Here is a 25615-nt window from a genome sequence, read left to right as displayed (position 1 = left end):
CCTGATGCCCGAGACCGACCTCTTCGCCGTGCCGGAGGTGGGTGCGTGATCCACGACGCCCTGCTGCGCGCGTCCGTCCGGCTCGCGGCGACGCCGACCCCCACGCCGTCCGGCAGCCCGAGCGACGACTCGGTCACCCCGGGCCTGCTGGGGTTCATCGTCACCTTCCTGCTCGCGGTCGCCGTCGTCCTGCTGGTGCTCGACATGGTGCGCCGCATCCGCCGGGTCCGCTACCGCGCCGAGATCGCCGAGAAGCTGGACGCCGAGGAGGCCGAAGCCGCTGCCGCCGACTCCCGCGGCGACGACGACGCGGGTTCCGCGGGACGCTGAACTCCCGCCTCAGAGCAGCTCCACGGCCCGCTCGATCAGCAGTGACAGGCCGATGAGCGTCATCGCGACCGCCGACACGCGCGCCATCACGATCGTGCCACGCGGACGCGCCGCGAGCAGCCGCCGGGCGAGCACTGCGACGCTGAGATAGACGACGGCGCAGGTGGCGACGAACAGCCCGCCGAGCACCAGCATCTGCGCGGCCGGCGCCCAGGCGCCGTGCGCGGTCGTGAACTGGGGGACCAGCGCGACCAGCACCAGCAGCCCTTTGGGATTGAAGCCGCTCACCCCCGCACCGCGGAGGAACGACCCGACGGGGGACGGGACGACGGCCGGGGTCTGCGCCGCCGCCTGTGCGGCGAGCGGGCGGGCCGAGCGCACCAGTCCGCCGATCCCGAGCCACAGCAGGTACAGCGCGCCGCCGACCGTCATGGCGTCGAGCAGCACGGGGTTGGCGGCGACCAGCGCGCCGAGGCCGACCGCGACCGCGGCGACCACCACCGCGTAGCCGAACAGGATGCCGCCGATCGAGGGCGCGAGCGTGCGGCCACCGAGTCCCGCGGCGATCGCGTACGCCCAGTCGGCGCCGGGCGTGCACACGAGCAGCGCCGCGACGCCCCAGAAGCCGAGGATCATCGAGAGCTCCATGCCGCGCCTCCTTCTGCCGCCCTTCGCGGTTCTACCGGAAAGGTATGGCGGATCGTCCCGAAAGTGCTTGCCACTTTCGGGCACATCGGCCCCGGTTGTGGAAGAATCCACCACATGGATGCGATCGATCGCCAAATCCTTGCCGCACTGCAGGAGGATGGCCGGCTCAGCCTCACCGACCTCGCCGCGCGCGTCGGCCTGACGCTGTCGCCGTGCCACCGCCGGGTGCGCGAACTGGAGAGCGCCGGCGTCATCGAGCAGTACAGGGCCGTCGTGTCGCCCGCAGCGGTCGGCCTCGATTTCGAGGCGATCGTGTTCGTCACCATCGCCCGCACCGACCCGAAGACCGTCGGAGCGTTCGAGGAGGGCGTGCTCGCCATCCCGAACATCGTGCAGGCTGAACGGCTCTTCGGCGACCCGGACTACATGCTCCGGGTGCTCACGGCCGACCTGACCGCGTATCAGGAGCTGTTCGACGGGCCGCTCGGCGCCCTCCCGGGCGTCCGCAAGCTCTCCTCCACCCTCGTCATGAAGCAGGTGACGGGCCGGAGGGCGCTCCCCACCTGACCGGCGTCAGCCGGCGTTGTAGGCGGGGTGGAGCGCGATCAGCAGGGTCGCGGTCCAGTGGCAGAGGAACGCGAGCACCGTGAGCGTGTGGAAGATCTCGTGGAAGCCGAAGACGCCGGGGATCGGGTTCGGCCGCTTCATCCCGTAGATGACCGCGCCGATCGTGTACAGGATGCCGCCGACAAGCACCAGCACCATCATCGCGACGTTCGCGTCCACCAGGTCGACGATGTACATGAGGGCCGCCCAGCCGAGGGCGACGTAGATCGGGACGTACAGCCAGCGCGGCGCCGTGATCCAGAACACCCGGAACCCGATGCCGAGCAGCGCGCCGGCCCACACCAGCGAGAGCAGCAGGATGCCCTTCGACGGCGGGAGCGCCAGCACCGCCAGCGGAGTGTAGGTGCCCGCGATGAGCAGGAAGATGTTCGCGTGGTCGATGCGCTTCAGGATCACCTTCGTGCGCGGCCGCCAGTTGAAGCGGTGGTAGAGCGCCGAGTTGCCGAACAGCAGCATCGAGGTGAGCATGAACACCGCGGACGCCCACTTCGCCGGGGCGCCGTGCGCTAGGGAGATCAGGACGATGCCGGCCGCGATCGTGACCGGGAAGGTGCCCGCGTGGATCCAGCCGCGCCAGGTCGGCTTGATATCGGCCGGGTTGGCGAGCGAAGCGTCGAGCAGCGGGATGTTGGGCAGGTCGCGGCCGCCGTCGCGCGTCGCGCGCTCGTCGGCCTGCACCGCGGCATCCGCTGCGTCGAGGTCGGCGGCCGGCTCCTCGAGGAGCTCGGCGACGTCCTCGCCGGAGCGGCGCGCGCCGGCGGTGCCGGTGTTCGGGCTCTTCCTGGGCGTCATAGATCAAGAGTAGGGGAGCGGCGGTGTCCGGATGCTGTGAGTCGTCGGCGGCGGGCGCGCTAACGTAGCAGCGTGAGCGGACGCGGATCGCCGGGGAGCCGGCTGCAGGCCAGCGGGCTGCTCTACGGGCTTTACCAGAAGCGGCTCCGGCGCGACCTGAACCGGGAAGCGCTGCCCAAGCACGTCGCGATGATCATCGACGGCAACCGGCGCTGGGCGCGCCAGGCGGGCCTCACCACGGTCGCGCACGGGCACCGCGCGGGGGCGGCCAAGATGCTCGAGTTCCTCAAGTGGTGCGACGAGCTCGGCATCCAGGTGGTCACCCTCTACCTGCTCTCGTCGGACAATCTGACCAACCGCGAGAGCGCGGAGCTGGGCGACCTGATCGAGATCATCGCGCAGCTGGCCGACGACGTCTCCCACTACGACGACTGGCGCGTGAAGCACGTCGGGACGTCCGCCGGCCTCCCGCCACGGCTCGTGGAGGCGCTCGCCGCGGCGGAGGAGCGCACAGCGGGCAAGACCGGCATACACATCAACCTCGCGGTCGGCTACGGCGGCCGCAAGGAGATCACCGACGCCATGCGCAGCATCGTCGCCGCCCACCACGCCGAGGGCGGGAGCCTGGAGACGCTCGCCGACCTGCTCACCCCCGACCTGATCGGCGAGCACCTGTACACCGGCGGCCAGCCCGATCCCGACCTCGTCATCCGCACCTCCGGCGAGCAGCGCCTCAGCGACTTCATGCTGTGGCAGAGCGCGCACAGCGAGTTCTACTTCGTGGAGGCGCTCGGGCCCGACCTGCGCGAGGTCGACTTCCTGCGCGCCGTGCGCGACTACTCCCGCCGCCAGCGCCGCTACGGCGGCTGACCCGTCTCCGCCCCCTCCCGCCCGCCGTCGAGTCCGCGAAGACTGCACGCTCCGACGGCGTGTCACGTGCAGTTTTTGTGGACTCGGGGGTGGGCGGCCAGGATGGGGTGGTGACGACGATCGAGGAGTTCGCGGCCGGGTTCGGCGAGGAGCCGGGGTACCTGGACTACGGACGGGTCGGGCCGCTCTCGGCAGCGGCCCGCGCCGAGACGCTCGGGCAGTACGAGATCCTCTCGAAGGCGCGGTTCGGCACCATCGAGCGGATGCGGGCCGAGGACGAGCGCGTGCGCGAGGCCGTCGGCGCGCTGACCGGGTTCGCGGCCGACCAGGTGGTGTTCCAGCCGAACGCGTCCAGCGGCCTGCTGCACGCCGCCTTCGGGCTGACCGGCGGCGAGGTGCTGCTCTCGCTCGCCGAGTTCCCCTCGCTCACCTACGCCGCCGAGCGCGCCGCGCACGCCCTCCGTGTCATCACGCCGACCTGGCTCGAGACCGACCACGGCCGGGTGACGCCCGCGCGCATCCGGGAGCAGCTGACCGAGAGCACCGCCGCCGTCATGGTCAGCCTGGTGGACTCGCGCACCGGCTACCTCGCCGACATCGACGGCATCCGGCAGGTGATCGGCGACCGGCTGCTGGTCGTCGACGCGATCCAGGGCTTCGGCGTGGTCGATGCGCCGTGGGAGGTCGCCGATGTCGTCGTCTCCGGCGGCCAGAAGTGGATGCGCGCAGGCTGGGGCACCGGATTCCTCGCGCTGAGCGAGCGCGCGATCGACCACCTGACGCCCGTGTTCAGCGGGTGGACCGGCTCCGGCCCGGACCAGCCGTGGGACGAGGTGCGCGACCCCGTCCACGGCGCCGCCGCGTTCTCGATCTCGAACCCGGACCTGGTCGCCGAGGCGCGCTTCGCCGCTGCGCTGGAGGAGGTCGCCGCGGTGGGCGTGGAGACGGTGGCCGCGGCCGTCGCCGACAACGCCGAACGCGTGATCCAGCTGGCCGACGAGTTCGCCGTGCCGGTGAGCTCCTCCCGCAGCCCGAACGAACGCGCCGGTATCGTCGTGCTGGAGCCGCTGCCCGAGCAGCTGACCGCGCTCGGCGCTTCCCTGTTCAACCACGGCGTGAGCGCGAGTGTTCGCGCGACATCGGTGCGGATCAGCGTCCATGCGGGCACCACGGAGGAGACCTTCGACATGCTCCGGGCCGCGTTCACGTCGTACGCGTCCGTCGCCTGACGCCCCTTTCGCTGCTCCCCGAAGTGGGGGCGGATTGTTCACCTGACCGAAACACGACACACCGGCCTCCGATGCGCCCGTGTCGGTGGCCGGGCGTAGGTTCGACGCATCGGGCACCGCGCCCGATCGAGACGGCCACAAAAGTTCGTCTCGGAACGCAAGCGGCCGTCTCGCCAGTGAGATCCGCCGGCCCCGAGGGGGCGGCGGGGTGGGAGTGGTCGTGGCGGAATCAACAACCCGACAGGCAGCAACGCGGTCGACCGGCTCGGTGGACGACAGGGCGAAGACGAGCGAGCGCACCTACGTGCTCGACACGTCCGTCCTCCTCTCCGACCCGAAGGCCATCTTCCGCTTCGCGGAACATGCTGTCGTCATCCCGGTCGTGGTCGTGGGCGAGCTGGAAGGCAAGCGCAACGATCCCGAGATCGGCTACTTCGCGCGGCAGGCGCTGCGCACCCTCGACGACCTGCGGGTCCAGCACGAACGGCTCGACTTCCCCATCCCCGTCGGCGACGGCGGCTCGCTGCGCGTCGAGCTCAACCACTCCAACATGTCGGTCCTGCCCAGCGGCATCCAGTTGGGCGACAACGACTCGCGTATCCTCGCCGTGGCGCTGAACCTGTCGAACGACGGGCTCGACGTCACCGTCGTCTCCAAAGACCTACCGCTGCGTGTGAAGGCCGCCTCGATCGGCCTCGCCGCGGAGGAGTACCGGCACGAGCAGGTCGTCGACTCCGGCTGGACCGGCCTCGACTCCATCGACCTCGGCAGCGACGAGATGGCGGCGCTGTACGAAGACGAGTGGATGCGCACCGAGCTGGCCGCCGGCCTCCCGGTGAACACGGGGCTCGTCATCCACTCCGACCGCGGCTCGGCGCTGGGCCGCGTGGTGGCGGACGGCGAGGTGAAGCTCGTGCGCGGCGACCGGGACGTGTTCGGCCTGCACGGCCGTTCCGCGGAGCAGCGGCTCGCGATCGACCTGCTGCTCGACCCGGAGATCGGCATCCTCTCGCTCGGCGGGCGCGCCGGCACCGGCAAGTCGGCGCTCGCGCTGTGCGCCGGGCTCGAGGCGGTGCTCGAGCGCAGGCAGCACAAGAAGATCATGGTGTTCCGCCCGCTGTACGCGGTCGGCGGCCAGGAGCTCGGCTACCTGCCGGGCGACCAGGGCGAGAAGATGAACCCCTGGGGTCAGGCCGTGTTCGACACCCTCGGCGCGCTGGTGTCGCAGAACGTGCTCGACGAGGTGCTCGACCGCGGCATCCTGGAGGTGCTGCCGCTCACGCACATCCGCGGCCGCTCCCTCCACGACGCGTTCGTGATCGTCGACGAGGCGCAGTCGCTGGAGCGCAACGTGCTGCTCACCGTGCTCAGCCGCATCGGCCAGAACTCGCGCGTGGTGCTCACGCACGATGTGGCCCAGCGCGACAACCTCCGGGTCGGTCGCCACGACGGCGTCGCCAGCGTGATCGAGACGCTGAAGGGCCACCCGCTCTTCGCCCACGTCACCCTGACCCGCTCCGAGCGCTCGGCCATCGCCGCCCTCGTCACCGAGATGCTGGAGGCCAACGAGCTCGCCTGACCCATCCCCAAGCCAACAGCTCCTGAGTTGTTCGAGCGACACGCCGCTGGAAACTCGAACAACTCAGGAGCTGACGGCCAGGCGGGTCAGCCCGGGTGCGTCATCGAGAGGACGTCGAGAGCGGTGTCCAGCTGCTCCAGGGTGACCTCGCCTCGCTCGACGAAGCCGAGGTCGATGACGGCCTCGCGCACGGTCATGCCCTTCGCGACGGCGTGCTTGGCGACCTTCGCGGCGGCCTCGTAGCCGATGACGCGGTTCAGCGGGGTGACGATAGACGGGCTCGACTCGGCGAACGCGCGCGCCCGGTCGAGGTTCGCCTCGAGCCCGCGGATCGTCTTGTCGGCGAGCACGCGGCTCGCCTGGGTGAGCAGGCGGATCGACTCCAGCAGCGCGGTGCCCATCACCGGGATCGCCACGTTCAGCTCGAACAGGCCCGACGCACCGCTCCAGGCGATCGTGGCGTCGTTCCCGACCACGCGGGACGCGACCATGAGCACGGCCTCCGGGATGACCGGGTTGACCTTGCCCGGCATGATCGACGAGCCCGGCTGCAGGTCCGGGATGTGGAGCTCGCCGAGACCCGTGTTCGGACCCGAGCCCATCCAGCGCAGGTCGTTGGAGATCTTCGTCAGCGACACCGCGATGGTGCGCAGGGCGCCGGAGGCCTCCACGAGCGCGTCGCGGTTCGCCTGCGCCTCGAAGTGGTTGCGCGCCTCGGTGATCGGAAGCTCGGTCTCCTGCGTCAGCAGCTCGATGACCAGCTGCGGGAAGCCGAGCGGCGTGTTGATGCCGGTGCCGACGGCGGTGCCGCCGAGCGGGACCTCGGCGACCCTGGGGAGGGCGGCGCGGATGCGCTCGATGCCGTAGCGGATCTGGGCCGCGTACCCGCCGAACTCCTGGCCGAGGGTGACCGGGGTGGCGTCCATCAGGTGCGTGCGGCCGCTCTTGACGGCCTGCGCCCACAGCTCCGCCTTCTCCTCGAGCGCGACCGCGAGGTGGTCGAGCGCCGGGATGAGGTCGTCGGTGAGCGCGCCGGTGACCGCGATGTGCACCGAGGTCGGGAAGACGTCGTTCGACGACTGCGACGCGTTGACGTGGTCGTTCGGGTGCACCGGACGGCCGAGGCGCTCGGACGCGAGCGTCGCCAGCACCTCGTTCATGTTCATGTTCGACGACGTGCCGGAGCCGGTCTGGTACACGTCGATCGGGAACTCGGCGTCGTGCGCGCCGGCCGCGACCTCGTCGGCCGCCGAGGCGATCGCGTCGGCGACGTCCTGGTCGAGCACGCCGAGGCGGGCGTTCGCCAGAGCGGCCGACTTCTTGATGCGCGCGAGAGCGGCGATCTGGGCCGGCTCGAGCACGGAGCCGGAGATGGGGAAGTTCTCCACCGCGCGCTGGGTCTGCGCGCTGTAGAGGGCGTCCTTCGGGACGCGCACCTCGCCCATCGTGTCGTGCTCGATGCGGTACTCGGTGCCCGCCTGGGTGTCCACCACGGTGTGTGTTCCTTTCTGTGAGCGGAGTTCGGTGTCAGTCGCGCATGCCGACGACGACGTCGGGGACGACCCGGCCCTCCGCGAGCCGGTAGTTGGCGCCGACGATCGCGAGAGTGTTCTCGGCGACCGCGGAGGCGATGATCTCGGACTGCGCGAGCAGCTCGGAGACCGTGTCGCGCAGGTGCTCGCGGCCCACCTCGGAGGCGTCGACGCCCGCAGGGTCGACCGCGCCGTCGCCCGCCACGCGGTGCACGGCCGGGACGATCGGGGCGATGAGCTGGGCGATGTGCGGGGGCAACGGGTCGGCATCCGCCGCCTGCGAGGCGATGGCCGAGGCGACCGCGCCGCAGCTGTCGTGCCCGAGCACGAGGATGAGCGGGACGTGCAGCACGGCGACCGCGTACTCCAGCGACCCGATCACCGAGTCGGAGACGACCTGGCCCGCGTTGCGGACGACGAACGCGTCGCCCAGCCCCATGTCGAAGATGATCTCGGCGGCGAGGCGCGAGTCGGCGCAGCCGAAGACGGCGGCGACGGGCTCCTGGCCGTTCGCGACGCTCTCGCGTCGCTCCACATCCTGGTGGGGGTGCTGCGGCTCGCCGGCGATGAACCGGGCGTTGCCGTCGAGCATGGCGTTCCAGACCTTGCCGGGGCGCGTGGTTGGCACTGCTACTGACCTCCTGGGAGTGAGCGGATCTGGCCGGCCAGAGAGGACGCGACCGTTCGGAATTCGGCGTCCTCTGCGGTGCCGAAGACGATGACCGTGCTGTCACCGGACGAGGTGACCAGCGCGTACTCCACGTTTCCGTCGGCGGAACTGGAGGTGCGGTTGTCGTAGACGTCCCAGGTCACACCGTCGATCACGCGTGTGCCCTTGATCCGCGACTTGTTCACCTGGTCGGACACCCAGCTGTCGTTCGCGCCGAAGCCCTGGGTGATGCCGATGAACTGCTGCTTCGGGGTGATGAGACCGACGTACCAGGAGTCGACCTTGTCGGAGGTCTTGGTGCGCAGCTCGGCGTTGTTCGACGTCCAGTCGGCCGGGAGCTTCGGCACCAGCAGGGCGTCGGGTTCGCTGCCCTGCGCCTGCTGGGCGATCGAGGCGTAGTCGACCGCGGGCTTCGTGGCCGACGGGTTGCCGCGCGGCACGACGAGCACGATCACGGCGACGATCGCGAGGGTCGCCAGCAGCGAGTAGACCAGGTTGTTGGTCGTCTGCCGGTTGCGGTGGTTCGCGGAGTTCTGCGCCTTGCGGGCGGCGGTCTCCTCCGGCGTCTCGGGGCGGCCGAGCTCCGCGACGACCGCGGGCGGCTTGTTGCGGGGGCTCATTCGCCGTCGATCGCCCCCGGGGCGCCGGCACCGGCGCGGGCCGCGTCGAGGCGCGCCTTGGCGCCGATCAGCCACTCCTCGCAGTGCCGGGCCAGAGCCTCGCCGCGTTCCCAGAGTGCGATCGACTCCTCCAGCGTGGCCGAGCCCTGCTCGAGCTCCTGCACCACGCGGATCAGCTCGTCGCGCGCCTCCTCGTAGGTGAGCGTGCTGAGCGGATCCCCGGCCGGGGTCGTCGCGGAAGTGGGCATGACGTCCATTCTATTTGGCCCGCTGGGCGTCCGCTGGGGCCTGTGGATGACCGGCCGGCGACGGCAGGGCGGCGCCCGCGGTCGCCGCGAGCGACCCGCCGGAGACGGTCAGCCGGAGCTCCGCGCCCTCCGGCGCCTCGGCCGGGTCGGTCACCACGTGGCCGGCGGCCGTCTGCACGATCGCGTACCCGCGGTCGAGCGTGCCCTGCGGCGAGAGCGCGCGCAACTGGCCGCGCAGCTCCGCCACCCGGGTGGTCTCGCGCTCGACGCAGCGGCCGACCAGCTCGGTGCCGCGGGCGACGTAGCGCGTCAGCTCCTCGGCGCGCGCATCCACGATCCAGGAGGGGGAGGCGAGCACCGGTCGGGTGCGCAGGTGGCCGATCCGGTCGATCTCGTGCGCGATGAGGTGCGTCACGCGGGTGCCGAGCCGGGCGCGCGCCTGGTGGACGCGGGCCAGCTCCTCCGCGACGTCGGGGACGACGCGCTTCGCGGCGTCGGTCGGCGTCGACGCGCGCAGATCGGCGACCTCGTCGAGCAGCGGGCGGTCGGCCTCGTGGCCGATCGCGCTCACGATCGGGGTCAGGGCCGCCGCGGCCGCCCGCACCAGCCGCTCGTCGCTGAACCCGAGCAGGTTCTGGAAGTCGCCGCCGCCGCGCGCGACGATGATGACCTCGACCTCGGGGTCGGCATCCAGCGTCCGGATCGCGGAGACGACCTCCGTCACCGTCCGCTCGCCCTGGACCGCCGCGTGCACGACCCGGAAGCGCACCTGCGGCCAGCGCAGCTGCGCGTTGCGCAGCACGTCCTTCTCGGCGTCGGAGTCCTTGCCTGTCACCAGCCCGATCGTGTGCGGCAGGAACGGCAGCCGCTTCTTGCGCTCCGCCGCGAACAGCCCCTCGGACGAGAGCTGCTGCCGCAGGCGCTCCAGCCGCTCCAGCAGGTCGCCGAGGCCGACGTGCTTCATGTCGTAGACCTGCATCGTCAGCGTGCCGCCCTTGACCCAGAAGTTGGGCTTGATGGCGGCGACGACGCGGTCGCCCTGCTTCAGGTCGGCCGGGATGCGCGCCTTCACGGAGGACCAGATCGTGAAGCTGATCGTGGCGTCCTCGTTCAGGTCCTTCAGCTTGCCGTAGACGTTTCCGCCGGACACGCCCCACTGCGTGATCTCGCCCTCGACCCACGCGGTGCCGAGGCGATCGATCCAGCCCTTGATCTTGCTGCTCAGCAGCGCGACCGGCCAGGGGGCGTCCGCCGTCGGGGGAGCGGCCTGCATCGTGACCGACGCGGGCGGTGCCGAGGTCTGGCTCACTGGCCCCTCCCATTCCGTGCTCAGCGTGCTCACGTAGGATCGAAGGGTGAGCGACGCAACCATCAGCCTCCCGATGCCGCGCATTCCCGGCGCCAGGCGACGGCTTCAGGATAACCCGGTCGTCGGACACAAGCGGGTGCTGCTGGCCGCTCCGCGCGGTTACTGCGCCGGTGTCGACCGCGCCGTGGTCGCCGTGGAGAAGGCGCTCGACCTGTACGGCGCGCCCGTCTACGTGCGCAAGCAGATCGTCCACAACGTGCACGTCGTGTCCGAGCTGGAGCAGCAGGGCGCCGTCTTCGTCGACGAGGTCGACGAGGTGCCGCCGGGCGCGCACGTCGTGTTCTCGGCGCACGGCGTCTCGCCGGCCGTCGTCAATGCGGCGTCCGAGCGCGGGCTGCTCGCGATCGACGCCACGTGCCCGCTGGTCACCAAGGTGCACCGCGAGGCCGTGCGGTTCGCGCGCGACGACCGCGAGATCCTGCTCATCGGCCATGCCGGCCACGAAGAGGTCGAGGGGACCGCGGGCGAGGCGCCCGACCACGTGACCCTGGTCAACGGCCCGGACGACGTCGACTCGATCGTCGTGAAGGACCCGGACCGGGTGGTGTGGCTTTCGCAGACCACCCTCTCGGTCGACGAGACGATGGAGACGGTTCGCCGCCTGCGCGAGCGCTTCCCCAACCTCCAGGACCCGCCGAGCGACGACATCTGCTACGCCACGCAGAACCGCCAGGTCGCGATCAAGAAGGTCGCCGAGCAGGCGGAGCTGGTGATCGTGGTCGGCTCGGCCAACTCCTCCAACTCGGTCCGCCTGGTGGAGGTCGCGCTCGAGTACGGCGCGAAGGCCGCCTACCGGGTCGACTACGCCAGCGAGATCAAGCAGGAGTGGCTCGACGGCGTCTCCTCTGTCGGCGTCACCAGCGGCGCCTCGGTGCCGGAGGTGCTCGTGCAGGAGGTGCTCGACGACCTGGCGGGCGCGGGCTACCGCGACGTGCAGGAGGTCAAGACGGCGGAGGAGGACCTCATGTTCTCGCTGCCGAAGGAGCTCCGCAAGGACATCACGGGCAAGCAGGACGCGCGGGCGCTCGGCGGCCGCGGGCGCTGACCGGCTACGCGCCGGTGACGATGTCGTCGGCGTTGTCCGAGATCCACGACATCAGCGGCAGCAGGTGCTCGGTCACCGCGCGGCCGCGCTCGGTCAGGCTGTAGTCGACGCGCGGCGGCACGGTCGGCTGTGCGGTGCGCAGCACGAAGCCGTCCTTCTCCAGCGTGCGCAGCGTCTGGGCGAGCATCTTCTCGCTGATCCCCTGCACCGTGCGACGCAGTTCGCCCCAGCGCAGGTCGCTCTGCGAGAGCGCCACCAGTACGAGCACGCCCCAGGTGCTCGTCACGTGGTTGAGCACGATCCGGCTCGGGCACTCGGAGGGCAGCACGCCATCCGTGAAGCCGAACCCGTTGAGGGAGGCAAAACCGGTGTCCACGTCAGTAACTTACCGAAAAGTGGGTACCTTCGTCCGGGAAGTTTTGGATCGGGCGGCCGGTTGCCGCTGAGGTAACCGATCGAAAGGACCCCCCCATGACCATCGTCGTCACCGGAGCAACCGGCCACCTCGGCCGCCTCGTCGTCGAGTCGCTCCTCGAGCGCGGCGTCCCCGCCGCCGACATCCGCGCCCTCGGCCGCCGCGCCGACCGCCTCGCGCCCCTCGCCGAGCGCGGCGTCGACACCGCCGTCATCGACTTCGACCGCCCCGAGACGCTCGACGAGGCCTTCCGCGGCGCGGACGCGCTGCTCCTGGTGTCCGGCTCGGAGGTGGGCAACCGCATCCCGCAGCACCGCAACGCCATCGACGCGGCCGTGCGCGCCGGGGTGGGTCGCATCGTCTACACGAGCGCCCCGAAGGCCACCGAGAGCGCGCTGATCCTCGCGCCGGAGCACGCGGAGACGGAGCGGCTGCTCGCCGCATCCGGCCTCCCGGCGACCATCCTGCGCAACAACTGGTACACCGAGAACTACGTCGGCACGCTCGACCAGGCGGCGGCGACCGGCGAGATCCTCGGCAGCGCAGGGGAGGGGCGGGTCGCGAGCGCGACGCGCGCCGACTACGCCGAGGCCACCGCGGTCGTGCTGACGACCCCGGGCCACGAGGGCGCCGTCTACGAGCTGAGCGGCGACGCGGCCTGGACGTTCGACGAGCTCGCGGCGGTCGCCTCCGAGCTGCTCGGGCGCGAGGTCGTCTACCGCCCGGTGTCGCCGGAGGAGCACGCGGCGGCGCTCACCGCCGCCGGGCTCGACGAGGGCACGGTCGGCTTCGTCGTGGCGCTCGACGGCAACATCCGCGACGGGCTGCTCGGGGAGGCGTCGCCGACGCTCGCCGAGCTGATCGGCCGTCCGACCACGTCGCTCGCGGAGGGTCTCGCGCAGGCGCGGGAGGCGTCCGCGGCCTGACAGCCGGGCGCGTCGGCGCCGGTGGGGTCCGCCCTGCCGGCGCCGCGCCGTCGGCGCCGGCATCCGCGACTGCGGCCTCCCGTAACGTCTGCAGGTGCGCGCTGCCCCGCGGTCGTTCCGCCGTGCAGCAGTCGCTCGTGGGTCAGGGGGTCGGGCTGGGGGAGGTCGGCGGCGTTGTCCCGCTGTAGAAGCCGAGCAGCACGGGATCGGTCGCCAGCACGGCGCCGGCGAAGATGAGCAGCGCCACCATCGCCACGATGCCCGCGACCAGCGGCACCCAGAAGGCCAGGCGGCGCTTCACCAGCAGCCAGGCGGCGATGCCGGCCGAGACGGCCCAGATGGCGGCCATCGTGATCGAGCCTGCGAGCACCAGCGAGCCGACGACCGGCGCGGGCGTGTACTGACCGAGTCCGTTGGTGCTGTGCAGCAGCTGCATCGACGCCGGGATGGCCTGCAGCGTCGCGATCGAGTACGACATCCCGAAGAAGCCGAAGACGGTGAGCAGGATGGTGAGCGTCAGGTTCCAGGTCGGTGCCGGGCGATCGGGCCGGGCGTTCTGGCTGTAGTACGGGCCCTCGGACGGAGTGCGCGCGCCGTACGGGGCCGCCGTCGACGGCTGCTCCTGCGCCTCGGTGTCGTCCTCGGCGACCCGCCGCGACGTGTCCAGCCGGTCGGCATCCTCCGGCGGGTGCCACACCCAGCCGGGCGGCGCGAGCTCGCCGTACCGGGGCCGCGGCCGGTCGTCCGGCTGCTGTTCCTGCTCGGCCATGCCGGCGGCTCCTCGCTGATCTGGATGGTGGTGCGGGCGGCGGGGGTCGCCCGCCGCCAGTGCGGCCTACTTGCCGGAGTGTCCGGCCGAGCCGAGCTGCTGCGTGGCCTCGACGACGCGCTGGGCCATGGCGGACTCCGCCACCTTGCCCCACGCGCGCGGGTCGTACAGCTTCTTGTTGCCGACGTCGCCGTCCACCTTGAGCACGCCGTCGTAGTTCTGGAACATGTAGCCGGCGATGGAGCGGGTGAACGCATACTGGGTGTCGGTGTCGATGTTCATCTTCACGACGCCGTTGCGCACCGCCTCGGCGATCTCCTCGTCGGTGGAGCCGGAACCGCCGTGGAAGACCAGGTCGAGCGGCTTCGGGCCGGTGCCGTACTTGGCGGCCAGGCCGTCCTGGATCTCCTTCAGCAGCTCCGGGCGCAGCTTCACGTTGCCCGGCTTGTAGACGCCGTGCACGTTGCCGAACGTGAGCGCTGCCATGTAGCGGCCGTTCTCGCCGAGGCCGAGGGCGTCGACGGCCTTCTCGGCGTCGGCGAGGGTCGTGTAGAGGGCCTCGTTGGAGCCCTCGTGACGGACGCCGTCCTCCTCGCCGCCGACGACGCCGATCTCGACCTCGAGGATGGCGTTGATGGCCTTGGTGCGCTTGAGCATCTCCTGCGCGATCTCGAGGTTCTCGTCCAGCGGGACCGCCGAGCCGTCCCACATGTGGGACTGGAAGATCGGGTTGCGCCCGGCCTTCACCTCCTCCTCGGAGGCGGCGATGAGCGGCAGGACGAAGTCGTCGAGCGCGTTCTTCGGGCAGTGGTCGGTGTGCAGCGCGACGGTGATGGGGTAGTTCTTGGCGACCTCGGTGGCGAACTTCGCGAAGGCCAGCGCACCGGTGGCCCGCGCCTTCACGCTCTGGCCGGCGAAGTAGTCGGCGCCGCCGGTCGTGACCTGGATGATGCCGTCGCTGCCCGCCTCGGTGAGACCCTGCAGGACCGCGTTGATCGTCTGCGACGACGACACATTGAACGCGGGGTAGGCGAAGCCGCTCGCCTTCGCTCTGTCGAGCATCTCTGCGTACTGGTCCGGCGTGGCGATGGGCATTGCAGCTCCTTGGGGATCGGTGTGTCGAACGCCCTCATCATACCGGCGCGTCCGGGGCGGGTCCGTGGGCGGTCCGGGTGACGATGCGCGCTCAGGCAGGTGAACGTCCGTGCAGAACCCATGACGCCGCGTGGGGCCGCGGATACACTGGCAGCGTCCGGCCGTAGACGCCGCCCGGCCGGTGCGCCGGCGGGACGGGCACGCCGAGCCGGGATCGACGACGACGTTCCGAATCCGTCCGGGAGGACCCATCATGACCAGCACCGACACCGCATCCCATTTCACGCACCCGGACCGGAACCTCGCGATGGAGCTGGTGCGGGCGACCGAGGCGGCGGCCATCCGTGCGACCCCGTGGATCGGACGCGGCGACAAGAACGCGGCCGACGGCGCGGCGGTGGATGCGATGCGCAAGTTCCTCGGCACGGTCAACTTCGACGGCCTGATCGTGATCGGCGAGGGCGAGAAGGACAACGCGCCCATGCTGTTCAACGGCGAGCACGTCGGCAACGGGCGCGGTCCGGCGGTCGACATCGCGGTCGACCCGATCGACGGCACCTCGCTCACCGCCGCGGGCCGTCAGAACGCGCTTTCGGTGATCGCGGTGTCGGACCGCGGCACGATGCTGGATGCGTCCTCCGTCTTCTACATGTCGAAGATCGTCACAGGGGCAGAGGGCCGCGGGGTCGTGGACCTGTCGCAGCCGATCGGGGACAACATCCGCGAGCTCGCGAAGGCGAAGAAGAAGCCGGTCGGCGAGATCCGGGTCGCCGTGCTCGACCGTCCCCGGCACGAGGGCCTGATCGAGGAGATCCGCGCCGCCGGCGCCGGGACGCGGCTGCTGCTCGACGGCGACGTGGCGGGTGGGATCAACGCCGCCCGGTACGAGTCGCGCATCGACATGTGCGTCGGCATCGGCGGCAGCCCGGAGGGCATCACGACGGCCTGCGCCATCAAGGCGCTCGGCGGCTTCATGCAGGGGCGGCTGGCGCCGAAGGACGACGCCGAGCGCGCCGCCGGTGTCGCCGCGGGCCTCGACATGGACAGGGTCTACGGCGCCGACGACCTGGTGCAGGGCGACAACACGTTCTTCGTCGCCACCGGTGTGACCGACGGCGGTCTGGTCGAGGGCGTGCGCCGCAAGGGCCCGATCATCCGGACCGAGTCGATCGTGCTGCGCTCCAAGTCGGGCACGGCCCGCCGCGTGATCGCCGACCACCTGGCCGAGAAGTGGCTGGAGCCCGACCAGCTCTGAGGCCGCTCGCGATTCGTGACGAACGGTCGCGATTCGTGACGAACGATCGCGATTCGTGGCCTGCTAGGCGACGCCGGGCTCCTCGTGCCCGCTGTCGGCGGCGCGGCCGCGCTCCTTCTCTTCGAGCGCGAACGTGTCGATGCCGTGCAGGTCGCGCGGCTCCAGCTCGCTGACGAGCTCGAAGGCGGTGAGTTCGCGCGGCGCCTCCTCGATGCCCTCCATGACGCCGATCACCTTCGACTCGTCGAGGGCGTTCAGCTTGCGTGCGGCGGGGAAGACCTGGCGCTCGAAGGATCCGACGAAGCCGTTGTAGTCCTTGACCGTGCGCTCCAGCGACCGGCCCAGCTTCTCGATGTGGCCCGCGGTCGTCGACAGCCGGCTGTAGAGCGTGCGGCTCAGGTCGAACAGCTGCTTCGCCTCCTGCGTCAGCACATCCTGTTGCCAGCTGAACGCGACCGTCTTGAGAACCGACCACAGGGTCACGGGCGAGGCCAGAGCGACGCGCTTGCCGAACGCGAACTCCATGATCGACGGGTCGGCCTCGAGAGCGGACGACACAAGCGACTCGCTGGGGATGAACGCGATGACCAGCTCGGGGGAGGACTCCAGCCCCGTCCAATACGCCTTATTGCCCAGCGTCGTGATGTGGTCGCGCACGGCCTTGACGTGCTGCTTGAGCAGCGCCTCGCGCTGAGCGCCCTCCGGACCGGTGGCGGTCGCCGGGATCTGGCTGGCCTCCAGGTAGGCGTTGAACGGCACCTTCGCGTCGAGCGCGATGCTCTTGCCGCCCGGCAGCCGGATGATCATGTCGGGCCGGCCCGCTCCGGACTCCGAGTGGATGCTCGACTGCACGTCGAAGTCCACGCGCTCCAGCAGTCCCGCGGCCTCCACGACGCTGCGCAGCTGGGTCTCGCCCCAGACGCCGCGGGTGCTGTTCGAGCGGAGCGCGGACGCCAGCGCCTCCGCGGTGCTGCGCAGCCGCTCCTCCGACTCGGCCGCGGAGCGCAGCTGCTGGGCGAGCTGCCCGTGCTGCTGATTGCGCTGCGTCTCCAGCTCGACGACCTTGCGCTGCATGTCGGTCAGGCTCTCGCGCACCGGAGCGAGGGCCTGCAGCACCTTGCTCTCCGCGCGCTCCCGCTCGGCCCGCGCCTCCATCTCGGCGCGGTGCCGCTCGACCGTCTCGCGGTACTGCTGCTGCGCGGACACGAGCTGCTCCTGCAGCGCGTCGACGCGGCTCTGCGCCCCGGCGAGGTCGGCCCGGATCTCCGCCTGCACCGCCGCCTCGGCCGCCCGCACCTCGGCGAGCTCCGCCTGGTGCTGCGCCGCGAGGACGGCCGGGTCGACCGTCGGCACGGCGGGCTCGGCCGCGGTGCGCGAGCGCACCAGCTTCGCCACCGCGAAGCCGCCGCCGACGGCACCGGCCACGAGCCCGATCAGGAGGCCGAAGAGGAGGGCGAGGATGTCCATGCCCTCAGTGTGTCAGCCCCCTCCGACACTGCGTCCCTCCGCGCCCCGCGCGTCCCATCGAGAGGTGAGAAGATGCGCGAATCCACGCCGAGTTGCGACAAGATGTCGCCACTCGATCGACGGGTCAGGCGGCGACGGGGATGCCGATGCGGCCGAGACGGGCGCCGGTCAGGCCGGCGAGGTCCTCGATGGTCGCGGCCTCGTGGTGGCGCGCCGCGTGGATGACGATGGCCGCGCACGCCTCCGCGTCGGCCAGGGCGTCGTGGTGCTGGAAGCCGTCGAACCCGGCCGCCATCGCGGCGACCGGCAGCCGGTACGAGTCGAGCGTGTAGGTGCTCCGGGCGACCTTGAGGCTGCACAGGTAGCTGTACTCCGGGCACGCCACGAACGTCGCCGCGCAGGCCGCGCGGATCACGCCCATGTCGAATCCCGCGTTGTGCGCCACCAGGTGGTCGTCCTCCGCGAACTCCACCAGATCGGCGAGCTGGTCCACCCAGCCCGCCGCGTCCGCCACCTGCTCCGGGCGGATGCCGTGGATGCGCACGTTCCACTCCTGGAACTGGTCGTGCCCGAGCGGCGGGCGGATGAACCATCCCGCCCGATCGACCACCTTGCCGTCCCGGACCTTCACCAGGCCGACCGAGCAGGCCGACGCGGGGGAGGAGTTGGCGGTCTCGAAGTCGATGGCGGTGAAGTTCAGGCTCACGTCGTCATGCTCACACGCCCCACCGACGCCGCCCCGCATCCCGCCCGCGCGCCGCGCGCTTCCGTGGTCCCGCCGAGGTGCTCGCCGTTGTCGCCGACACGCCGATCACGAGGACATCTACGAGTACCTCAAGCGGGTATCGGGGCGCGTCGGGGTGCCGCCGCGTAGCATCGGCGGCATGCGACCCCGACAGCAGCGCGACCTCCATGCGGCCTCCTTCGACCGGGCGGCCGACGTCTACGACGCGTCCCGTCCGTCCTATCCGGCGGACGCGGTCGGCTGGCTCCTCGACGGCGTGGACGGCGCGGTGCTCGACCTGGGAGCGGGCACCGGCAAACTGACCGCCGCACTCGTCGAGCGCGGCCGGGAGGTGACCGCCGTCGATCCCTCGCCCGAGATGCTCCGCGTACTGCGCGAGCGGCTGCCCGAGGTGGATGCGGTCGAGGGCACCGCGGAACGCATCCCGACGCACGACGACACCTTCGGCCTGGTGGTCGTGGCCCAGGCGTGGCACTGGGTGGATGCCGACCTGGCGGTCCCCGAGGTCGCGCGCGTGCTCCGCCCGGGCGGCCGGCTCGGGCTGATCTGGAACGAGCGGGACGAGAGCGTTGGCTGGGTACGGGAGCTCGGCCAGCTGATGGATGCGGGCACCGCTGCCTTCGACGACGAGAGCGAGCCCGTCGTCCCCGCGCCGTTCGGTCCGCTGGAGAGGCACCAGACGCGCTGGGTGCAGACGCTGACCCACGACGGGCTGCTCGACCTCGCCCGGTCGCGCAGCTACTTCATCACGAAGGACCCCGACGGGCAGGCGGCCGTCATCCAATCGCTCCGGCGTCTGCTGCGCGAGCATCCCGACCTGGCCGGGCGCGACACAATCGAGCTGCCGTACGTCACGCGCTCGTACCGCACGGCTCTCGGGGCGTGATCCCACCGGCCCCCAAGTAGGATGGACGACCGTGGCTCTCACTATCGGAATCGTCGGGCTGCCCAATGTGGGCAAGTCCACCCTGTTCAACGCGCTGACCAAGAACGACGCTCTGGCGGCGAACTACCCGTTCGCGACCATCGAGCCGAACGTCGGCGTGGTGAACCTGCCCGACCCGCGCCTCGACCGCCTGGCCGAGCTGTTCCACAGTGAGCGGATCGTCCCCGCCCCGGTGTCGTTCGTCGACATCGCCGGCATCGTGAAGGGCGCGAGCGAGGGCGAGGGCCTCGGCAACAAGTTCCTCGCCAACATCCGCGAGGCCGACGCGATCGCCCAGGTGGTCCGCGGCTTCAGCGACGCGGACGTCGTGCACGTCGCGGGCAAGACCGACCCCGCCGGCGACATGGAGACCATCAACACCGAGCTCATCCTCGCCGACCTGCAGACGCTCGAGAAGGCGGAGCAGCGCTACGAGAAGGAGGTGAAGGGCCGGAAGCTCGAGCCGGTGGTCCTGGAGACCGCCCGCGCCGCGATCGCCTACCTCAACGACGGCAAGCCGCTGTCGACCTCCACGATCGACCTCGAGCCGGTCAAGGAGCTGGGCCTGCTCACCGCGAAGCCCTTCATCTACGTCTTCAACGTCGACGAGGACGTGCTCACCGACGAGTCCCGCCGCGCCGAGCTGGCGGCTCTCGTCGCCCCCGCGCAGGCCGTCTTCCTCGACGCCAAGCTGGAGTCGGAGCTGATCGACCTCGACCCGGCAGACGCCGCGGAGCTCCTCGCCTCCACCGGCCAGGAGGAGTCCGGCCTCGACCAGCTGGCCCGCATCGGCTTCGACACCCTCGGCCTGCAGACCTACCTGACCGCCGGCCCGAAGGAGGCGCGCGCCTGGACCATCCCGAAGGGCGCGAAGGCGCCCCAGGCGGCGGGCGTCATCCACACCGACTTCGAGAAGGGCTTCATCAAGGCCGAGGTCATCTCCTTCGACGACCTCATGGACGCCGGAAGCATCGCCGAAGCCCGCTCCCGCGGCAAGGCCCGCATGGAGGGCAAGGACTACGTCATGCAGGACGGCGACGTGGTGGAGTTCCGCTTCAACGTCTGACTGATCAGGGATGTCGGATACACGACGACGCCAGACATATGTGGCATGTCCGAGGAGTTGACTCGAGACCTGGCCGAGTGGAACGCACTATGGGACGCGAACCTCGACCCGTCAGATGGTTGGCAGGGCCAAGCTGCGCGCGAGAAGTGGCGCAAAGATGGTGTCGAAATCGCGGCACGCCTACGTGCGGAAGTCGCCGACTTCGCTGACGTTAGTTACGAGCCCTGGCCGCTTGGCAGTCGCAACGAATAGCGGCGAGGCTCACTGACTCGGGCCCTTCTTGCGTCCTCTCGCGGCTATCGCGTAAAATAGATCTCACTAAGACCGGTTCCGCCTACTTCGGTAGGTCCAGGGCCGGTCCTCATTTTTGTGGGGGCTGTATTCGTGGGCGAGGACGTAAAGGCATACAAAACGTATGCAGAACAGGTTGATATTCTCGCTGGCCGCGGCATGGATGTGGGCGACGAAGAGGATGCGATCGCAACCCTCCGAAGGGTGAACTACTACCGCTTGAGCGGCTATTGGTATCCGTTCCGAAAACTCGTCAACTCGACCCGCAGCGATCAGTTCTACGACGGCACCCGCTTCAGTGACGTGGTCGCGCTATACGACTTCGATGCGCGGCTACGTTCGGTGACGTTCGCCGCCCTGATGCCAGTCGAGCTCGCTATCCGCGCTCTTGTGGGACACGAGCTGGGCCGTATCGATCCATGCGCGCACCAGGAGGTGTCGAAGCTCGGTCCGACTGCGCGTCAGGGAAACCACTATTCGAAATGGCTTGAGCGCTACGACGACGAACTGGCTAAGTCTCGCGAGGAGTTCGTGGAACATCATGAGCAGAAGTACGGCGGCCGTCTCCCTGTGTGGGCGGCGACAGAGATCCTCGACTGGGGAAGCTTGACCTACCTATTCGGATTTGCTCCTCGACGCGCTCAGGATGCTATTGCGGATGTATTCGGGCTGACGGCGCCACAGCTGACCAGTTGGCTCAAGGCGCTGAACCTGGTGCGGAATACGTGCGCACACCACGGAAGGCTGTTCAACCGCGTTCACACCATTTCACCGAAGTTGCCAAAGCTGGGGCGTCATCCTGATCTCGACGCTGTATCGACGGACTGGAGTCGGACGTTCGGTCAGCTGACGCTCATCCAGTTCCTCTCCGACCGCCTGGAGACCGGGCCCAACAAATTACTGCCCGCCGTCCTGCGAAGCTTCCCGGCGGTTCAGTTCGTTCCGAAGTCACATGTGGGGATGCCCGATGGCTGGCAGTCGAGCAGCGCGCTCTGGGCATAGTGCCCGCGCGGAGCTACCTCCAGACCAACGTCCCCGCCGTAACGTGGTGGAGTTCCGCTCCAACGTGTAGGTGCATGTGCTGTGGCCGAGTTCGGCTTCAGTGTCTGCGCATCCCCGCCGTTCACCACCCGAAGGACCCGGGCACCCCTTTGAAGGGCCCGACGACCGTTCTCGTGATCCATCCACCGTAGAAGCCTCCGGGCTGGGGCGTGACGACCTCGCCGTCGAGCGTGCACTCGTCCATCTGCTGCGCGTAGACGGCGACGCGGTCGTGCAGCGACTCGTACCCGGGCGACGGATGCGGGTAGTTCCACGCGGACGCGGGGCGCACCTCGCCTCCTCCGCGCACGTCGAGATATCGTGCGGTGCCCTTGAACTCGCAGAACGACGAACCGTCGGCGTCGGCCAGCGCGCCGGGCGCGAAGTCCGCGATCGGGAGGTAGTAGACCGGTGGATGGCTGGTCTCGAGCACCCGGACGGCATCGCGGGTCTCCACGATGAGCTGCCCGCCCAGACGGATCGTGACCGGCGAGGCGACGCGCTCGACCCGCGGCGGCCGCGGATAGTCCCAGACGGACTCCTGTCCTGGTCCTGGGGTCTCGGGGTGTGGTCGGGGCACCTGTTCACCCTACGTCCACGGTGCTTCACTGGAGTATGGCCGCCTCACCGATGTTCCCGCTCGGATCCGTGCTGTTCCCGGGGGTGGCCATCCCGCTGCGGGTGTTCGAACCGCGGTATCTCACGATGGTCGGGCGATTGCTGGATGAGGACGAACCGGGATTCGAGTTCGGCGTCGTCCTCATCGAGCGCGGTTCCGAGGCCGGGGGTGGCGACCAGCGCGCCTCAGTCGGGACGATGGCGCGTCTGGTCAGTGCCGCGGCGGGAGCCGACGACCTGCTCATCGTCGGCGTCGGGACGCACAGGTTCAGGGTCGAGCGCTGGGTCGAAGAGAACCCGTATCCCCGGGCCGAGCTCACCATGCTGCCGGAGCTGGAGTGGTCCGAGGCGCTCGCACCCCTCCGGGTCGAGGCCGAGGCGATCGTCCGCCGGGTGATCGCCCGCGTCGCGGAGCCGGATGCGGATGCGGGCATCGAGCTGTCGGACGATCCCGTCGCCGCCGTGTGGCAACTGGCGGCGATCGCACCCCTGGGCGAGTACGACAGGTACACGCTGTTGAGGTCGACGACGATAGGGGGTCTCCTGCGGCAGTTGATAGATCTGACCCTCGAGGCCGAGGAGCTCTGGTCCGCCGGGTGAGGCATCCCGCGCCGGGTTCCCCTCGCTGCCGCTCGCGCGTCGCGCGTCAGCCTTCCGCCGTCACCAGCGGGTCCGGCACGCTCCGCGTGACCACCCCGTCCACCTCGACCGCGAAGCCGTTGCGCACCCAGTACTCGTAGCCGCCGATCAGCTCCCGGACGTCGAGTCCCGCCGCGAGCAGCGTGCGGGCGGTGCCGGTGGCGCCGTTGCATCCCGGTCCCCAGCCGTAGACGATCAGGGTGCGGTCGCGGGGCAGCTCGTCGAGGCGGTCGGCGATCGCCGTCGTCGGCAGGTGCAGTGCTCCCGCGATGTGCCCGTGGTCCCAGGATGCGAGCTTGCGGGTGTCGACCAGGATCGCGCGTCCGGAATCGACCGCCGCGGCGGCCGCGACCACGTCGATCTCGTAGGCGAGCCGCGCGTCGACGTGGGCCAGCCGCGCGGCGATGTCGGTCACGACGCCGTCGCGGGGTCGAGGAGAGCGGCGAGCCGGGGGAGCTGGGCGGGGTCTTCGAGGGCGGAGCCGACCGCGACCACCCGGGCGCCGGCCTGAAGGTACTCACCCGCGTTGGCGGCGCTCATGCCGCCGGTCGTCACGAACTGCGCCCGCGGGAACGGGCCGCGCATGGCGCCCAGCCAGCCGGTGCCGAGCACGGAGGCGGGGAAGGCCTTCAGCCAGGTGAGCCCGGCCTTCATCGCCAGCTGCACCTCGCTCGCGGTGGCGACACCGGGCATGCTCAGCAGGCCGGCGTCGTGCGACGCGCGGACCACGTCCAGGTCGAGGCCGGGGCTCACGGTGAACGCCGCGCCGGCCTCCCGGGCCTGCGCGACATGCTCCATCGAGACCACGGTTCCGGCGCCGACGACCTTGCCGCGCTCCTTCGCGGCGGCCGCGACCACGCGCAGCGCCTCGACGTCCTCCGCCGACTGGATCGGCAGCTCGACGACGTCGATGCCGAGGTCCCACGCGGTGGTCGAGACGGCGAGGCTGCGCTCGACGCCCATCCCGCGCAGGATGGCCATGAGCGGCGAGCCGCCGAAAAGCTCCTCGAAACCTGAATTGTCCACGGGCGTCCCTTCGTCGGTTGCGGTCGTCGGTGTCGCGGTCATGCCAGAGCCTCGGTCGGGGCGATGCCCACGACGTCCTCGGTGGACTGCAGCACGAGGTGCGCGCGCCGGTGACCGCCCTGCAGGCGTTCCTCGGCGGGGGCACCGGCGAGCCGGGCGGCGAGCCAGCCCGCGGCGAAGGCGTCGCCGGCACCGACGGCCTCGACGACCTCGGTGGGGATCGCCGGCACGAAGACCGTGTCGTCCCCGGAGAACTCGGTCGCGCCCACGTCGCCGTCCTTGACGATCAGATGGGCGGGCTCCGGGATGAGGCTCCGCACGTCCTCGGCTGTTCCGGACCCCCACAGGGTGTGCGCCTCGTCGAGCCCGACGAACACGATGTCGGACCGGTTCGCCAGCCGGAGCAGCACCGGCGCTGCGTCCGCGGCCGCCCACAGCGGGGCCCGGTGGTTCACGTCGAAGCTCAGCTCTCCGCGGCCCGCTTCGCGCACACGGTCGATGACCGCATCCACCAGGTCGGCGCAGCCTTGCGAGAGCGCCGGGGTGATGCCGGAGAGGTGGACGATCGCGGCGTGCTCCAGGGGCAGGTGCGCGACACCGTCCGCGGTCATCCGCGAGGCCGCCGATCCCGCCCGGTAGTAGAGGACGCCGTGGCCCGGATCCTTGAAGTACACGCCGGTGGGGGCGTCGGGATCGAAGACGACCCAGCGCGTGTCCACCCCGAGCTCCGTCAGCGTGCGGTGGACGCGACGGCCCAACACATCGTCTCCGAGTGCGCCGATCCACGCCGAATGATGCCCGAGCGCGGCCACGTGCGCGGCGACGTTCGACTCGGCCCCGCCGATGGTCAGACGCACCTGATCGGCATCGTGCAGCCGGGTCGCGTCCGGCGGGGCGAGGAGGACCATCGTCTCGCCGAGCGCGATAAGAGCGGGCACGGTGCCGTCGGTGTCGGAGCTCATCGTCGTGCTCTCGCCTCTTCCAGGTAGTTGTATGCGGTCACCCGCGAGATCCCGAGCCGCTTCGCGATCGCCTCGATCGACTTGCGCATCTGCGTCGCGCCCCGCTGGTCCAGCCGCTCCAGGACGCCGATCTTGTCATCCCGCGACATGGTCTCGACGGGACGGCCGGCCTCGTGGATGGCCTCGCTGATCATCGAATCCATGACGGAGACGAGGTCGGCTCCGATGTGCTCCCGCGGGGCGTCGGGCGACGGCTGCTCCGCGGGCAGCAGCGCGGCGAGCATGTTGCGGGCCTGCTGCAGAGGGCTCAGGTCGACGTTGACGCACAGCGACGCGATGATGTCGCCCTCGGCGTTGTGGAAGTAGACGGACGAGCAGCGCAGCTCGCGCCCGTCGCTCGTGTAGCCGGTGTAGCCGTACGCGTCGTGGTCCGCCCGGCGATCCTTCAGCACGTCCAGCCCGAGCGAGGTCGACGGGCCGCCGACCGAGCGGCCGGTGACGTGGCCGTTCTCGATCGCCATGATCGTGTGGCCGAGGTCGACATCGGCGCCGTCGAGGTTGTGCAGCACGACCTCGGTGGTGGGGCCGGCGGCGGCGGCGAGGGCTCGCATCACCGGGCGGTAGAGCGCCAGGACCTCCTCGGCGGTCTCGTACGTCTGACGCGCGGCCGCGCCGCCGAGCGCAGCGGTCGCCGCGGTCGCGGCGGCCGCCGGGTCTGCCGTCTCTGTTGCCATCCTGGTCTCCATCATCCGCTTCTGAACAAATAATACAATGGTTGGACAGATTGTCCATCCGCCTGCTAGCTTGACGACACCC

Annotated in this window: 30 protein-coding genes; 13 read left to right on the top strand and 17 right to left on the bottom strand. The window is 70.5% G+C overall.

All coding sequences use genetic code 11. From position 1 onward, the window contains the following. Window positions 1–45: 45 nt before the first annotated feature. Window positions 46–330 (top strand): hypothetical protein, encoded by a 285-nt coding sequence (locus HNO83_RS13670; RefSeq protein ID WP_175338065.1) that lies wholly within the window; start codon window positions 46–48, stop codon window positions 328–330. A 9-nt stretch (window positions 331–339) separates the two neighbouring features. Here the strand turns inward: HNO83_RS13670 and HNO83_RS13665 are convergent, their stop codons facing one another. Further along, window positions 340–978, bottom strand: a complete 639-nt coding sequence (locus HNO83_RS13665) for a LysE family translocator (protein ID WP_175338064.1) — start codon at window positions 976–978, stop codon at window positions 340–342. Window positions 979–1092: 114 nt separating this feature from the next. Here HNO83_RS13665 and HNO83_RS13660 point away from each other — a divergent pair, with 114 nt between their 5' ends. Further along, entirely contained in the window at window positions 1093–1545 is a 453-nt protein-coding gene (locus tag HNO83_RS13660) for an Lrp/AsnC family transcriptional regulator (RefSeq protein WP_175338063.1), read from the top strand. A gap of 6 nt (window positions 1546–1551) precedes the next feature. On the opposite strand, the gene trhA is transcribed toward HNO83_RS13660, so the two are convergent. After that, the gene (gene trhA / locus HNO83_RS13655; protein WP_175338062.1) at window positions 1552–2397 is read right to left on the bottom strand and encodes a PAQR family membrane homeostasis protein TrhA; all 846 of its coding nucleotides are present in this window, start codon (window positions 2395–2397) and stop codon (window positions 1552–1554) included. Between the two features lie 72 nt (window positions 2398–2469). On the opposite strand from trhA, the gene HNO83_RS13650 reads away from it, so the two are divergent. The 3 genes from HNO83_RS13650 (at window position 2470) to phoH2 (ending at window position 6075) form a co-directional block, all read left to right on the top strand. Beyond that, window positions 2470–3267: an isoprenyl transferase gene (locus tag HNO83_RS13650; protein ID WP_349627210.1), complete on the top strand. Its 798-nt coding sequence runs from the start codon at window positions 2470–2472 to the stop codon at window positions 3265–3267. A 110-nt stretch (window positions 3268–3377) separates the two neighbouring features. Continuing rightward, on the top strand, window positions 3378–4496 hold the full coding sequence (locus HNO83_RS13645; protein WP_175338061.1) for an aminotransferase class V-fold PLP-dependent enzyme: 1119 nt from the start codon (window positions 3378–3380) through the stop codon (window positions 4494–4496). 268 nt (window positions 4497–4764) lie between these two features. Next, window positions 4765–6075, top strand: a complete 1311-nt coding sequence (gene phoH2, locus HNO83_RS13640; RefSeq protein WP_175338163.1) for an RNA 5'-3' helicase PhoH2 — start codon at window positions 4765–4767, stop codon at window positions 6073–6075. A gap of 86 nt (window positions 6076–6161) precedes the next feature. Here phoH2 and HNO83_RS13635 read toward each other — a convergent pair whose 3' ends face one another. Genes HNO83_RS13635 through xseA form a run of 5 tightly spaced genes read right to left on the bottom strand, consistent with a single transcriptional unit; the run spans window position 6162 to window position 10418 of the window. Beyond that, a complete protein-coding gene (locus HNO83_RS13635; protein ID WP_175338060.1) occupies window positions 6162–7568 on the bottom strand; it encodes a class II fumarate hydratase in 1407 nt (468 codons plus the stop codon). A gap of 34 nt (window positions 7569–7602) precedes the next feature. Then, window positions 7603–8199: a carbonic anhydrase gene (locus HNO83_RS13630; protein WP_175338162.1), complete on the bottom strand. Its 597-nt coding sequence runs from the start codon at window positions 8197–8199 to the stop codon at window positions 7603–7605. Window positions 8200–8237: 38 nt separating this feature from the next. After that, complete coding sequence (locus tag HNO83_RS13625; RefSeq protein ID WP_175338059.1) at window positions 8238–8897, bottom strand: DUF4245 domain-containing protein; 660 nt, start codon at window positions 8895–8897, stop codon at window positions 8238–8240. Beyond that, complete coding sequence (locus tag HNO83_RS13620) at window positions 8894–9154, bottom strand: exodeoxyribonuclease VII small subunit (protein ID WP_502708435.1); 261 nt, start codon at window positions 9152–9154, stop codon at window positions 8894–8896. The genes HNO83_RS13625 and HNO83_RS13620 overlap by 4 nt, the downstream gene beginning before the upstream one ends. A gap of 1 nt (window position 9155) precedes the next feature. After that, entirely contained in the window at window positions 9156–10418 is a 1263-nt protein-coding gene (gene xseA, locus HNO83_RS13615; protein ID WP_175338160.1) for an exodeoxyribonuclease VII large subunit, read from the bottom strand. A gap of 109 nt (window positions 10419–10527) precedes the next feature. Between xseA and HNO83_RS13610 the strand changes: the two genes are divergently transcribed. Beyond that, window positions 10528–11559: a 4-hydroxy-3-methylbut-2-enyl diphosphate reductase gene (locus tag HNO83_RS13610; protein WP_175338161.1), complete on the top strand. Its 1032-nt coding sequence runs from the start codon at window positions 10528–10530 to the stop codon at window positions 11557–11559. Between the two features lie 4 nt (window positions 11560–11563). On the opposite strand, the gene HNO83_RS13605 is transcribed toward HNO83_RS13610, so the two are convergent. After that, the gene (locus tag HNO83_RS13605; protein WP_175338057.1) at window positions 11564–11935 is read right to left on the bottom strand and encodes a winged helix-turn-helix transcriptional regulator; all 372 of its coding nucleotides are present in this window, start codon (window positions 11933–11935) and stop codon (window positions 11564–11566) included. A gap of 95 nt (window positions 11936–12030) precedes the next feature. Here HNO83_RS13605 and HNO83_RS13600 point away from each other — a divergent pair, with 95 nt between their 5' ends. Then, window positions 12031–12900, top strand: coding sequence for an SDR family oxidoreductase (locus HNO83_RS13600; protein WP_175338056.1), 870 nt, complete (start codon window positions 12031–12033; stop codon window positions 12898–12900). 142 nt (window positions 12901–13042) lie between these two features. On the opposite strand, the gene HNO83_RS13595 is transcribed toward HNO83_RS13600, so the two are convergent. Both HNO83_RS13595 and fbaA read right to left on the bottom strand, forming a co-directional pair. Then, window positions 13043–13669, bottom strand: coding sequence for a DUF6264 family protein (locus tag HNO83_RS13595; RefSeq protein ID WP_175338055.1), 627 nt, complete (start codon window positions 13667–13669; stop codon window positions 13043–13045). 66 nt (window positions 13670–13735) lie between these two features. Beyond that, complete coding sequence (gene fbaA / locus HNO83_RS13590) at window positions 13736–14764, bottom strand: class II fructose-bisphosphate aldolase (RefSeq protein WP_175338054.1); 1029 nt, start codon at window positions 14762–14764, stop codon at window positions 13736–13738. Window positions 14765–15017: 253 nt separating this feature from the next. Between fbaA and glpX the strand changes: the two genes are divergently transcribed. Next, window positions 15018–16019: a class II fructose-bisphosphatase gene (gene glpX / locus HNO83_RS13585; RefSeq protein WP_175338053.1), complete on the top strand. Its 1002-nt coding sequence runs from the start codon at window positions 15018–15020 to the stop codon at window positions 16017–16019. 63 nt (window positions 16020–16082) lie between these two features. Here the strand turns inward: glpX and HNO83_RS13580 are convergent, their stop codons facing one another. Both HNO83_RS13580 and HNO83_RS13575 read right to left on the bottom strand, forming a co-directional pair. After that, window positions 16083–17486 carry a DNA recombination protein RmuC gene (locus HNO83_RS13580; protein WP_175338052.1) on the bottom strand — a complete coding sequence of 468 codons (1404 nt, stop codon included), beginning with the start codon at window positions 17484–17486 and terminating at the stop codon, window positions 16083–16085. Between the two features lie 124 nt (window positions 17487–17610). Further along, window positions 17611–18192 carry an exonuclease domain-containing protein gene (locus HNO83_RS13575; protein ID WP_349627209.1) on the bottom strand — a complete coding sequence of 194 codons (582 nt, stop codon included), beginning with the start codon at window positions 18190–18192 and terminating at the stop codon, window positions 17611–17613. 178 nt (window positions 18193–18370) lie between these two features. On the opposite strand from HNO83_RS13575, the gene HNO83_RS13570 reads away from it, so the two are divergent. The 4 genes from HNO83_RS13570 (at window position 18371) to HNO83_RS13560 (ending at window position 21515) form a co-directional block, all read left to right on the top strand. Beyond that, on the top strand, window positions 18371–19117 hold the full coding sequence (locus HNO83_RS13570) for a class I SAM-dependent methyltransferase (protein ID WP_175338050.1): 747 nt from the start codon (window positions 18371–18373) through the stop codon (window positions 19115–19117). 31 nt (window positions 19118–19148) lie between these two features. Beyond that, window positions 19149–20222 carry a redox-regulated ATPase YchF gene (gene ychF / locus HNO83_RS13565; RefSeq protein WP_175338049.1) on the top strand — a complete coding sequence of 358 codons (1074 nt, stop codon included), beginning with the start codon at window positions 19149–19151 and terminating at the stop codon, window positions 20220–20222. Continuing rightward, entirely contained in the window at window positions 20223–20474 is a 252-nt protein-coding gene (locus tag HNO83_RS20890) for an immunity protein CdiI family protein (RefSeq protein WP_502708436.1), read from the top strand. Window positions 20475–20606: 132 nt separating this feature from the next. After that, entirely contained in the window at window positions 20607–21515 is a 909-nt protein-coding gene (locus tag HNO83_RS13560; protein ID WP_349627207.1) for an Abi family protein, read from the top strand. 121 nt (window positions 21516–21636) lie between these two features. Here HNO83_RS13560 and HNO83_RS13555 read toward each other — a convergent pair whose 3' ends face one another. Beyond that, the gene (locus HNO83_RS13555; RefSeq protein WP_175338048.1) at window positions 21637–22134 is read right to left on the bottom strand and encodes a DUF427 domain-containing protein; all 498 of its coding nucleotides are present in this window, start codon (window positions 22132–22134) and stop codon (window positions 21637–21639) included. 35 nt (window positions 22135–22169) lie between these two features. On the opposite strand from HNO83_RS13555, the gene HNO83_RS13550 reads away from it, so the two are divergent. Beyond that, window positions 22170–22772 (top strand): LON peptidase substrate-binding domain-containing protein, encoded by a 603-nt coding sequence (locus tag HNO83_RS13550; protein ID WP_249776731.1) that lies wholly within the window; start codon window positions 22170–22172, stop codon window positions 22770–22772. Between the two features lie 46 nt (window positions 22773–22818). Here the strand turns inward: HNO83_RS13550 and HNO83_RS13545 are convergent, their stop codons facing one another. From HNO83_RS13545 to HNO83_RS13530, 4 genes are read right to left on the bottom strand one after another with little or no spacing between them, the layout of a single operon-like run. After that, the gene (locus HNO83_RS13545) at window positions 22819–23226 is read right to left on the bottom strand and encodes a rhodanese-like domain-containing protein (RefSeq protein WP_349627206.1); all 408 of its coding nucleotides are present in this window, start codon (window positions 23224–23226) and stop codon (window positions 22819–22821) included. Continuing rightward, window positions 23223–23879 (bottom strand): bifunctional 4-hydroxy-2-oxoglutarate aldolase/2-dehydro-3-deoxy-phosphogluconate aldolase, encoded by a 657-nt coding sequence (locus HNO83_RS13540; protein ID WP_175338047.1) that lies wholly within the window; start codon window positions 23877–23879, stop codon window positions 23223–23225. Before HNO83_RS13540 ends, HNO83_RS13545 begins: the two co-directional genes overlap by 4 nt. Then, window positions 23876–24799, bottom strand: coding sequence for a sugar kinase (locus tag HNO83_RS13535; RefSeq protein WP_175338046.1), 924 nt, complete (start codon window positions 24797–24799; stop codon window positions 23876–23878). Before HNO83_RS13535 ends, HNO83_RS13540 begins: the two co-directional genes overlap by 4 nt. Then, entirely contained in the window at window positions 24796–25533 is a 738-nt protein-coding gene (locus HNO83_RS13530; RefSeq protein WP_175338045.1) for a helix-turn-helix transcriptional regulator, read from the bottom strand. The genes HNO83_RS13535 and HNO83_RS13530 overlap by 4 nt, the downstream gene beginning before the upstream one ends. Window positions 25534–25615 lie beyond the last annotated feature (82 nt).

Source organism: Leifsonia sp. C5G2 (assembly GCF_013359685.1).
In the GTDB taxonomy this organism is placed as follows: domain Bacteria; phylum Actinomycetota; class Actinomycetes; order Actinomycetales; family Microbacteriaceae; genus Leifsonia.
The sequence above is the reverse complement of the archived record's forward strand: the minus strand, read 5'-3'. Positions and strand labels throughout refer to the sequence as shown.